This window comes from Streptomyces sp. NRRL WC-3549 (assembly GCF_000721935.1).
Classification (GTDB): Bacteria; Actinomycetota; Actinomycetes; order Streptomycetales; family Streptomycetaceae; genus Streptomyces.
Map to the genome: position 1 here is coordinate 69,948 of NZ_KL585387.1, position 10,873 is coordinate 80,820.

General features: G+C 71.1%; 9 protein-coding genes and 1 pseudogene. 4 read left to right on the top strand and 6 right to left on the bottom strand.

Features of this window, described 5'->3' with window-relative positions; translation table 11 throughout:
- Positions 1-358 (top strand): annotated as a pseudogene (locus IH13_RS0105605) (calcium-binding protein); the annotation flags it as partial.
- A 3-nt stretch (positions 359-361) separates the two neighbouring features.
- On the opposite strand, the gene IH13_RS0105610 reads toward IH13_RS0105605, so the two are convergent.
- A complete protein-coding gene (locus IH13_RS0105610) occupies positions 362-2,764 on the bottom strand; it encodes an HAD-IC family P-type ATPase (RefSeq protein WP_031081523.1) in 2,403 nt (800 codons plus the stop codon).
- A gap of 121 nt (positions 2,765-2,885) precedes the next feature.
- Complete coding sequence (locus tag IH13_RS0105615; protein ID WP_031081525.1) at positions 2,886-3,176, bottom strand: DUF2530 domain-containing protein; 291 nt, start codon at positions 3,174-3,176, stop codon at positions 2,886-2,888.
- Positions 3,177-3,362: 186 nt separating this feature from the next.
- Between IH13_RS0105615 and IH13_RS0105620 the strand changes: the two genes are divergently transcribed.
- Positions 3,363-4,817 carry an NCS2 family permease gene (locus IH13_RS0105620; protein ID WP_031081526.1) on the top strand — a complete coding sequence of 485 codons (1,455 nt, stop codon included), beginning with the start codon at positions 3,363-3,365 and terminating at the stop codon, positions 4,815-4,817.
- Positions 4,818-4,857: 40 nt separating this feature from the next.
- On the opposite strand, the gene IH13_RS0105625 is transcribed toward IH13_RS0105620, so the two are convergent.
- Positions 4,858-5,073 (bottom strand): hypothetical protein, encoded by a 216-nt coding sequence (locus IH13_RS0105625; RefSeq protein ID WP_014047595.1) that lies wholly within the window; start codon positions 5,071-5,073, stop codon positions 4,858-4,860.
- A 135-nt stretch (positions 5,074-5,208) separates the two neighbouring features.
- On the opposite strand from IH13_RS0105625, the gene IH13_RS0105630 reads away from it, so the two are divergent.
- Both IH13_RS0105630 and IH13_RS0105635 read left to right on the top strand, forming a co-directional pair.
- Positions 5,209-5,649, top strand: coding sequence for a MarR family winged helix-turn-helix transcriptional regulator (locus tag IH13_RS0105630; RefSeq protein WP_031081529.1), 441 nt, complete (start codon positions 5,209-5,211; stop codon positions 5,647-5,649).
- An 88-nt stretch (positions 5,650-5,737) separates the two neighbouring features.
- Positions 5,738-7,072, top strand: a complete 1,335-nt coding sequence (locus IH13_RS0105635) for an MFS transporter (protein WP_031081530.1) — start codon at positions 5,738-5,740, stop codon at positions 7,070-7,072.
- Between the two features lie 55 nt (positions 7,073-7,127).
- Here IH13_RS0105635 and IH13_RS0105640 read toward each other — a convergent pair whose 3' ends face one another.
- From IH13_RS0105640 to pip, 3 genes are all read right to left on the bottom strand, one after another.
- Positions 7,128-8,306, bottom strand: a complete 1,179-nt coding sequence (locus IH13_RS0105640; RefSeq protein ID WP_063837400.1) for a DUF2776 family protein — start codon at positions 8,304-8,306, stop codon at positions 7,128-7,130.
- A gap of 511 nt (positions 8,307-8,817) precedes the next feature.
- Positions 8,818-9,813 (bottom strand): aldo/keto reductase, encoded by a 996-nt coding sequence (locus tag IH13_RS0105655; RefSeq protein ID WP_031081534.1) that lies wholly within the window; start codon positions 9,811-9,813, stop codon positions 8,818-8,820.
- Positions 9,814-9,861: 48 nt separating this feature from the next.
- On the bottom strand, positions 9,862-10,833 hold the full coding sequence (gene pip / locus IH13_RS0105660) for a prolyl aminopeptidase (protein ID WP_031081535.1): 972 nt from the start codon (positions 10,831-10,833) through the stop codon (positions 9,862-9,864).
- Positions 10,834-10,873: the final 40 nt, after the last annotated feature.

The window sequence follows — 10,873 nt, forward strand, 5'->3', positions numbered from 1 at the left end:
CGTCGGGTGGAGCGACTACCAGGCGAAGGCCCGTGTCCAGCGGCTCTCCAAGCTGACCGTCAACGCCGCCCCGGAGCCCGTGAAGAAGGGCAAGACCCTCACGGTCACCGGCAAGCTGTCGCGCGCCAACTGGGAGACCGGCACCTACAAGGGGTACGCCGGACAGCCGGTCAAGCTGCAGTTCCGCAAGAAGAACAGCAAGACCTACACCACCGTCAAGACGGTCAGGACCAACAACACCGGTGCGCTGAAGACCACGGTCAAGGCATCGGCGGACGGCTACTGGCGCTACACCTTCGCCGGTACGTCGACCACCCCGGCCGTCACGGCCGCGGGTGACTTCGTCGACGTGAGGTAGCCCTCAGGAACGGAAGCGGCGGCCGACCAGTTTCCAGGTCGCCTCCAGGGCGGCCGCCGCGACCACCGACACCGCCACCGCGGTCCACGGCATCACCGAGCCCACCAGCTTCAGCGCGAAGAAGTGCTGGAGCCACGGCACCGCGAGGACGACGAGGAAGCAGAGCCCCATCGACACCACCAGGGCGGCACGCCACCAGGTGTAGGGGCGGGCGATGATCGCCAGGACCCACATCGACACCAGGAACAGGGTGAGCGTCGCCGCGCTCGTCTCGGCGCCGAGCGCCCCCGGCCCGGTGTAGTGGTGGCGGGCCAGCAGGTACGTGAGAAAGGTGGCCGCCCCCGCGATGACCCCCGAGGGGATCGCGTACCGCATCACCCGGCGTACGAAGTGGGGGTGGGCGCGCTCCTTGTTGGGGGCGAGCGCCAGGAAGAACGCGGGCACCCCGATCGTCAGTGTGGACAGCAGCGTGAGGTGGCGCGGCAGGAACGGGTACTCCACCTGGAAGCAGACCACCAGGACCGCCAGCAGCACCGAGTAGACGGTCTTGGTCAGGAACAGGGTGGCGACCCGGGTGATGTTGCCGATGACCCGGCGGCCCTCGGCCACCACCGAGGGAAGGGTGGCGAAGCTGTTGTCCATCAGCACGATCTGGGCCACGGCCCGGGTCGCCTCCGAGCCCGACCCCATCGAGACGCCGATGTCGGCGTCCTTCAGCGCGAGGACGTCGTTGACGCCGTCGCCGGTCATCGCGACGGTGTGGCCCCGGGACTGGAGCGCCGTGACCATGTCGCGCTTCTGCTGCGGGGCGACCCGGCCGAACACGGCGTTCCGCTCGATCACGGAGGCCATCTCGTCGGGCTCGGCCGGCAGCCTGCGGGCGTCCACCGGGTGCTCGGCGCCCGGCAGGCCGAGCTTCTGGGCGACCGCGCCGACCGAGACGGCGTTGTCCCCGGAGATGATCTTCGCGTGGACGCGCTCGTCCTCGAAGTAGGCCAGGGTGGCCCCGGCGTCCGGGCGCAGCCGCTGCTCCAGGACGACCAGCGCCGCGGGCGTCGCGCCCGAGGCGGCGTCCGGGGCGTCGAGCGCGCCGTGCACCCGGGAGAGGAGCAGGACGCGCAGCCCCTGTTCGTTGAGACCGCCGGTCTCGGCGAGAGCGGGGTCCCCGGCCTCCAGCAGGACGTCGGGGGCGCCCAGCAGCCAGGCGGAGGAGCTGCCGTCGTCCTCGGTGAAGGAGGCGCCGCTGTACTTGCGGGCCGAGGAGAACGGCAGCGTCCCCGTGGCGCTCCACCCGCCGCCGTCCGGGTGGGCGTCGACGATCGCCTGGAGACTGGCGTTGGGGCGGGGGTCGGAGGCGCCGAGGGCGCCCAGGACACGCCGGACGTACGCCTCGTCCGTCCCCTTCAGCGGCCGGACCTCGGTGACGTCCATGCCGCCCTCGGTCAGGGTGCCGGTCTTGTCCAGGCAGACGACGTCGACGCGGGCCAGTCCCTCGATGGCGGGCAGCTCCTGCACGAGGCACTGCTTGCGGCCGAGCCGGATGACGCCGATCGCGAAGGCGACCGAGGTCAGCAGGACCAGGCCCTCCGGGATCATCGGGATGATGCCGCCGACGGTGCGGGCGACGGAGTCCTTGAAGTCGTCGTCCTTGACGACCAGCTGGCTGATGACCAGCCCGAGCGCGGTCGGCACCATCATCCACGTCACGTACTTGAGGATGGTGCTGATGCCGCTGCGCAGCTCCGACTGGACGAGGGTGAACCGGGACGCCTCCTCGGCGAGCTGCGCCGCGTAGGCCTCGCGGCCGACCTTGGTCGCGGTGAACGCCCCGCCCCCGGCGACCACGAAGCTGCCGGACATCACCGGGTCGCCCCGCCGCTTGACCACCGGGTCGGCCTCGCCGGTCAGCAGCGACTCGTCGATCTCCAGGCCGTCGGCCTCGGCGACCGTGCCGTCGACGACCACCTTGTCGCCGGGGCCGAGCTCGACGAGGTCGCCCAGGACGATCTCGGAGACGGACACCTCGGCGGCCTTACCGTCGCGCCGCACGGTGGGTTTGGCCTCGCCGATCACCGCGAGGCTGTCCAGGGTCTTCTTGGCCCGCCACTCCTGGACGATGCCGATCCCGGTGTTGGCGATGATCACGAAGCCGAAGAGGCTGTCCTGGAACGGCGCGACGGCCAGCATGATCAGCCACAGCACGCCGATGACCAGGTTGAACCGGGTGAGGACGTTCGCGCGGACGATCTCGGTGACCGACCGGGAGGAGCGGACGGGCACGTCGTTGACCTCGCCCCGGGCGACCCGCTCGGCGACCTCGGAGGCGCTCAGTCCGCGAGGTGGCCCGGCGCCGGGTCGTACGGGGTCCGGCTGCTCTCCGGAGGTGTCGAGTGCCCGCTGCGTCATGGCTCCGACGGTACGGGCGGAAGGCGCGACACACCCGGCGGGGGGCCCGAAGACCAGACCGTGGGATGAGGGGAACGGTCCCCCGGTACCAGCCGGGCCGCCCGTGGGGCCGTCGGGCGGGTCAGTGACCGGCGCCCGGTGCCGGCTCCCCGGCCGCCGCGTCGCGCCGGGCCGCGTCCCGCTTGATCGCCGCGTCCCGCGCCCGTACGTACCAGATGCCGATGAGGCCGAGCCCGGCGCCGGCCAGGCAGGCCCACAGCCACCAGGTGTGCCCGTGGTCGTCGTACCAGCCGTAGAACGGGAGCTGGACGAGGAAGAGGACGAACCAGACGATCGTGCCGCCCGTGACGGTGGCGACGACGGGGCCCTCCAGGGGATCGGGCGCCTCGTGCTTCGGTGTCCACTTCTCCATGCGCCCAGTCTAGGACCTGGCCGACCAGGGGCGTACGGGGCAGTCGGGCCAAGGGTCTACGCGCGGAGATAGCGATCTTCGCCTTATGTATTCATACTGAATCTGCTTATGGTTGTCTCTAATTATTCGTATGAACATCCAAAGCTGACCACTTTTGTTCCTCCGATGCACGACTGAAGGTCATACATGTCCCCCTCGGCCACCGCTCCGGTCGACGCCACGCCGCCCCCGGCCTCTCCGCCCAACGGCGGCCTGGACCGCTTCTTCAAGATCTCCGAGCGGGGGTCGACGGTCGCGCGCGAGATCCGCGGCGGTTTCGCCACGTTCTTCGCGATGGCGTACATCATCGTGCTCAACCCGATCATCCTCGGCAGCGCGCACGACATGTACGGCCACCAGCTCGACGGTGGCCAGCTCGTCACCGCCACCGTGCTGTCGGCCGCGTTCTCCACGCTGCTGATGGGGGTGATCGGCAACGTCCCGATCGCGCTCGCCGCCGGCCTCGGCGTCAACACGGTCGTCGCCCTCCAGCTCGCCCCCCGGATGACCTGGCCCGACGCGATGGACATGGTCGTCCTCGCGGGCGTCGTCGTGATGCTCCTCGTCGCGACCGGCCTGCGCGAACGGGTGATGAACGCCGTACCGACGTCGCTCCGCAAGGGCATCGCCATCGGTATCGGCCTCTTCGTGCTGCTGGTCGGCCTGGTCGACTCGGGCTTCGTCTCCCGCATCCCGGACCTGGCGCACACCACCGTGCCGCTCCAGCTCGGCGGCGACGGCCACCTCAACGGCTGGCCGGTGCTGGTCTTCGTCCTCGGCACGCTGCTGACCCTGGGGCTGATCGTCCGCAAGGTGCCGGGCGCGATCCTGATCTCCATCGTGGTGATGACGGTCGTCGCCCTGGTCATCGAGGCGATCGCGGACCTGCCGGCCGGTGCCTGGGGTCTGACGACACCCGCGTGGCCGGGCAACCCGGTCTCCTCGCCGGACTTCGGGCTCATCGGCCAGATCAGCCTGCTCGGCGGCTTCCAGAAGGTCGGGGTGCTGACCGGCGTCCTCTTCGTCTTCACCGTGCTGCTGTCCTGCTTCTTCGACGCGATGGGCACCATCCTCGGCGTCGGGGACGAGGCGAAGCTGATGGACCAGGACGGCAACTTCCCCGGTATCAACAAGGTCCTGTTCATCGACGGTGTCGCCGTCGCCGCCGGCGGGGCGAGCTCCTCCTCCGCGACGACCTGCTTCGTGGAGTCCACGGCCGGGGTGGGCGAGGGCGCCCGCACCGGACTGGCGAGCGTGGTGAGCGGGCTGCTCTTCACGGTGGCGCTGTTCCTGACACCGCTGGCGACGATGGTCCCGTCTCAGGCCGCCACCCCCGCGCTGATCGCGGTCGGTTTCCTGATCCTGGCGGGCAACATCCGGGCCATCGACTGGAGCGACCCGACCCTGGCGATCCCGGCGTTCCTCGCGATGCTGATGATGCCGTTCACGTACTCGATCACCAACGGCATCGGCGTCGGCTTCATCACCTTCTGCGCCATGCGCCTGGCGGCGGGCCGCGGCCGTGAGGTCCCGGCGGCGATGTACGCGGTGTCGGCGGTCTTCGTCTTCTACTACGCGATGCCGGCGCTCGGCCTCACGTAACCACCGCCGCACACGTCCACCCCCACGGGGCGGATCTCCCTCAGGTGACCCGGTCGGCCGGGTCCACGGGCGGGAGGTCCGCCCCGTAGAACTTCTCCGTCTCGTCGACGGCCGCGTTGAAGCGTTCGTCGAAGTCGTCGCGGACGAGCGTCTGGACCACGTAGTCCTGCACGCTCATACCGCGTCTGGCGGCGCGCCGGCGGAGCCGGTCGAGCAGCTCACCGTCTATCCGCAGGCTGAGCACTGTCGATCCCATGCCATGCAGGGTCCCGGCACATGTGACCGTTTCGCGCGTCTTTCCGGCCCATACTCACTCGTTCGGGTGATCAGTTTCTCGCGCGTGTACCATCCGAGTGGTCTTTAGTGAAGCTAATGAGTTACGCTAATAAACATGCCTGACCTGATCCACGACGGTGAGAGTGCCGCCGCCGTGAGCTCCCTTCGCTCCGCCGTGATGCTGCTGGGCCGTCGTCTGAAGCACCAGCGCGTCGACGAGTCGCTGAGCCCGACCGAGATGTCGGTGCTCGGCACACTCGCCCGGTGCGGTTCCGCCACCCCGGGTGAGCTGGCCCGCAAGGAGCACGTCCAGCCGCCGTCGATGACCCGCATCGTCGCGCTGCTGGAAGCCAAGGGCCTGGTCAGACTGGAACCGCACCCCGAAGACCGTCGGCAGAAGATGGTCAGCCGCACGGAGCAGGCGGAAGCCATGCTCGCCGAGAGCCGCTCCAAGCGGAACGCCTGGCTGGCCGCCCTCGCCGAAGGCCTGGACGAGGACGAGTGGGACACGCTGCGGGCCGCCGCGCCCGTGCTGGAGAAGCTGGCCCATCTGTGACCCCGGGCGCGGCGGACCACGGTCCGCAGCGCCCGTCGCCACGTCCTCGTCAGCACGTAGTCGTAGACGCCCGAGGAGGCGAACCCTTTTGAGTACGGGATCCGGAGCAGACTCCGCCCCCGCACCGACTTCCACCCACGAGAGCAAGACCGGCGGGACCTTCTCGTCGCTGAAGATCCGCAACTACCGCCTGTTCGCCACGGGCGCCGTGATCTCCAACACCGGTACCTGGATGTCCCGCATCACGCAGGACTGGCTCGTCCTGAGCCTCACCGGGTCCGCTGCCGCCGTAGGCATCACCACGGCCCTCCAGTTCCTCCCGATGCTGCTCTTCGGTCTGTACGGCGGCGTCATCGCCGACCGGCTCCCGAAGCGGCGTCTGCTCCTCATCAGCCAGGCAGCGCTCGGACTGTGCGGCATCGCACTCGCCGTACTGACGCTCTCCGGCGTCGTCGAGGTCTGGCACGTCTACCTGATCGCGTTCCTGCTCGGCATGGTGACCGTCGTGGACAACCCGGCGCGCCAGTCGTTCGTCTCCGAGATGGTCGGCCCCGCCCAGCTGCGGAACGCCGTCAGCCTGAACTCGGCGAACTTCCAGTCCGCCCGGCTCATCGGCCCCGCCGTCGCGGGCGTCCTGATCACCACGGTCGGCAGCGGCTGGGCCTTCATGCTCAACGGCCTGTCGTTCGCGGCCCCGCTGGTCGGCCTGCTGATGATGCGGACGAACGAACTGCACGCGGCCGTGACCGTCAAGCGCGCCAAGGGGCAGCTGCGGGAAGGCCTGCGCTACGTCTCCGGCAAGCCCGAGCTGATCTGGCCGATCGTCCTGGTCGGTTTCGTCGGCACCTTCGGTTTCAACTTCCCGATCTGGCTCACCGCCTTCGCCGACGAGGTCTTCCACGGCGGCGCAGGGATGTACTCGTTCTTCAACATCCTGATGGCGGCCGGCTCCCTGGCCGGTGCCCTGCTCGCCGCCCGCCGGCGCTCCTCGCGGCTGCGGATGCTGGTGTTCGCGGGCACGGTGTTCGGGCTGCTGGAGATCGCCGCGTCGCTCTCGCCGTCCGTCTGGCTTTTCTCGGTCCTGCTGGTGCCGATCGGCATGATCGGTCTGACGACCAACATCAGCGCCAACACGAGCGTCCAGATGGCCTCCGACCCCGAGATGCGGGGCCGGGTGATGAGCCTGTACATGATGGTCTTCGCCGGCGGTACGCCGGTGGGCGCCCCGATCGTCGGCTGGATCAGCGACGCCTACGGTGTCCGGATCGGGATGGCCGCCGGAGGCGCCGTCTCGCTGGTCGCCGCGCTCGGCGTCGGCTTCATGCTGACCCGCGTCGGGGGCCTGCGCCTCAAGGTCGACCTCCGTCCGGGCCGCCCGCACGTGCGAATAGTCCCGCGCGAACAGCTGGCGACCGCGGCCTGAGCGCCGTACCGACCGACCGTGCGGCCGCCTTCCCCGCGGGGGAGGGCGGCCGGTCTCATGTCCCGGGGCGGTCACCGGGGGGCTCCCGCCCGCCGGTGCCGGGGCCCGTGCCGCCCGCCCCGGTCGCCGGGGCACCGGCTCCGGCCGCCGACGGCGTCCCGCCCTCCGGGTCGTCCCCACCGCCGCTGGTGCCGCTCTCCAGGATGGAGACGATGGAGAACAGCGAGAAGCAGACGCCGCCGAGCCCGACCAGGACGCGCGCGGCGACGATGACCGCGGAGTCGGCCGACTCGAAGAGGAACGACGCGAGGAACAGGCAGAGCAGGGCCGTACCGACCGGGATCAGTGGCACCCGGTTCGCCAGGGGGGCCTGCCGGCGCCAGACGAGTGCGAGCAGCAGCACCTTGCTGAGGATGCTCCAGCAGATGAGCCCGAGACCGATGACGACGTATCCGGCGGACAGCTGGGTGGGCCGGTCGTGGAGGGCGAGGACGAGCAGGCCCCACACGATGCCGGCGGTGCCGAGGCCGGCGGCGGCCGCGGGCCACAGGACGCGCTCCCGGCGCGTGTAGGTGTTCTGGATCTGCCGCAGGATGCTGGCCACCAGCCCGATGAGGCAGGTGCAGACGAGCGCCAGGCCCGCCATCACGTGCCCGGAGGTGAAACGTCCCGCCGCGGCCCCGCCGCCCCCGCCCGCCAGCAGGACGAAGGCCCATATCCAGGTCACCAGGGCGGCCAGGGCCGGGAGCGCCGGCAGGACCCGCACGGCGAGCGGCCCGAACGGTGCGGGCGAGCGCGGGGGCGACCCTTCGGGGAGCGCCGAGTTGCCGGTGATCAGGGTGAACCGGGTGGAGACCGTGGCCACGGTGGAGACGCACACGCAGATCATGCCGATGCCGAAGACGACGTGCCCGGCGACGAAGTCGGGCGGCGGACGCGGGGTCTCGGTGAGCAGGGAGAGCCCGTACCCCGCGGTGACGCCGCTGACCGCGAAGCCGAGCGCCGGGTAGAGCACCCGGTCCAGTGTCGAGAAGCGGCCGATGAGCTGTCTGATGATCGTGGCCGCGGTGGAGAAGAGGCAGAGGCAGATGGCTGCCAGGAAAACGAGCACGAGGCCCGCGACCCGTGCGCTCGGTCCGGAGGCGTGGGCGAGCACGTACCCGCCCGACGAGGCCGAGACGGCGCCCATGAGTACGGGTATCGCGCGGAACAGGATGCTGATCTTGTGGTTCATCGGGCCTCCTGGACTGGAGTCCCGCACCATCATCCTTTCAGGCTGCCCCGGTTGCCACCGGACGGCGGCTCGGGGCGGCCCGGCCCTCCGGGCACCCGGGGCGGACGCTGCCGGTCTCGGCGCGCGGGTCCCGCGAGGGACGCGGCCCCTCGCCGCCGTCCCGCCGCACGAACCCGCCCTCGGCGAGTCGGCGGCCCGCACCGGACCGACCGGGCCGGCCGGCACCTCGCGAGGGCCTTCCCCGGTGGCATGGACGGGAAGCCGCTGCGGGAGCCGTTCGCCGGGCCGACGCGCGCGGCGTACCGGACCGAGCCGCCCCGGTACGCGGTGGTGCGGGCCTGGCCGCCGGGGCGGTGAGGCGGCCGGTTACGCTCGTCGGGTGGACCCGAAGACCAGAAACCGCATCATGGCGGCCGTGCTCGTGCTGATGTTCGCCGTCGTCGCGGTGGCGGCCGCCCTCGGGAGCTGAGCCCCGCCAGGACGGCCGCACGGCACGGTCACGGACCGGGCTTCACCAGGCGAAGTTCTCCGGCGAGGGGCCCGGGCCCGGGAAGATCTCCTCCAGGGCCTCCAGCACCTCGTCCGACAGCTCCAGCTCGACCGCCCGCAGGGCGGAGTCGAGCTGTTCCCGCGTACGCGGACCGGAGATCGGGCCGGTGACCCCGGGCCGGGTCAGCAGCCACGCCAGGCCCGCCTCGCCGGGCTCCAGGCCGTGCTTCTCCAGCAGGTCCTCGTACGCCTGGATCTGCGCCCGCGTCTTCGGGTCGGCCAGCGCGTCGCCGGACCGGCCGGAGGTGGAGCGGGCGCCGCCGCCCTCGCGCTCCTTGCGGATCGCGCCGCCGAGCAGCCCGCCGTGCAGCGGCGACCACGGGATGACCCCGAGGCCGTACTCCTGGGCGGCCGGGATGACCTCCATCTCGGCGCCGCGCTCCATCAGGTTGTAGATGCACTGCTCGCTGACCAGGCCGTAGCCGCCCCGCTGCCGGGCCCGCTCGTTGGCCTGGGCGATCTTGTAGCCGGAGAAGTTGGAGGAACCGGCGTACAGGATCTTGCCCTGCTGGATCAGTACGTCGATGGCCTGCCAGATCTCGTCGATCGGGGTGGACCGGTCGACGTGGTGGAACTGGTACAGGTCGATGTGGTCCGTCTGGAGCCGCTTGAGACTGGCGTCGACGGCGCGGCGGATGTTCAGGGCGGACAGCTTGTCGTGGTTGGGCCACGCCTCGCCGTCGGCGGCCATGTTGCCGTAGACCTTGGTCGCGAGGACCACCTTGTCGCGGCGGTCGCCGCCCTGGGCGAACCAGGTGCCGAGGATCTCCTCGGTGCGGCCCTTGTTCTCGCCCCAGCCGTAGACGTTCGCGGTGTCGAAGAAGTTGACGCCCGCGTCGAGGGCGGCGTCCATGAGCGCGTGGCTGTCGCTCTCGTTGGTCTGGGGGCCGAAGTTCATCGTCCCCAGGACGAGGCGGCTGACTTTGAGTCCGGTGCGTCCGAGCTGCGTGTACTTCATGAGGCCCAAGCCAACGCCTTCGAGCGCGCTCGAAGCAAGTGGTCCTCTTCAGCCGCGCCCGAACCGGTCCAGCGCGCCGAGCACCGCGCGGCGGGTCGCGGGGCCGCCCAGGTGGCCCGCGCCGTCGATCACCGTCAGTTCGGCGCCGGGCCAGGCCTTCGCCAGCTCCCAGGCGGTGGTCAGCGGGCCGGCCATGTCGAAGCGGCCGTGCACCAGCACCCCGGGGACGCCCGCCAGCCGTCCCGCGTCGCGGATCAGCTGTCCTTCCTCCAGCCAGGCGGCGTGCGCGAAGTAGTGCGCGCAGATCCGTACGAAGGCATGCCGGGCGCCGTCCGGCCGGCCGCTGTACGGGGGCGGGCCGCCGGAGGCCTCCTGGGAGAGCACCGCGTCCTCCCAGGCGCACCAGTCGGCCGTCGCCCTCGCCCGGACCTCCGGGTCGGGGCTCTCCGTCCGGCGGGCGTACGCGGCGACGAGGTCCCCGGGGCCCGCCGCCTCCGGGACGCCCGCGCGGAAGCGGTCCCAGGCCTCGGGGAAGAACGCGCCCGCACCCCGGTAGAGCCAGTCGATCTCGCTGCGCCGGGTCGTCGTCACCGCCGGGACCACGATCTCCGAGACCCGCTCCGGGTACTGCTCGGCGTAGGCCAGGATCAGCGTGGACCCCCACGAACCCCCGTACAGCAGCCACCGCCCGATGCCGAGGTGGCGGCGCAGGCGCTCCATGTCGGCGATCAGGTGGGCGGTGGTGTTGTGCCGCATGTCGGCGGCCGGGTCGCCGGTGTGCGGGGTGGAGCGGCCGCAGTTGCGCTGGTCGAAGAGGACGATCCGGTAGCGGTCCGGGTCGAAGTACTGCCGGGAGCGGGCGGTGCACCCCGAGCCGGGGCCGCCGTGGACGACGAGCGCGGGCTTGCCGGCCGGGTTGCCGCAGACCTCCCAGTACACGAGGTTGCCGTCACCGACGTCGAGCAGTCCGTGGTCGTACGGCTCGATCGGCGGGTACGTCCCGTCGGGTTCCCGGTCCATGGGGGCGTGGCCTTCCGGTCGTTCGGGGCCTGTGGCGGCC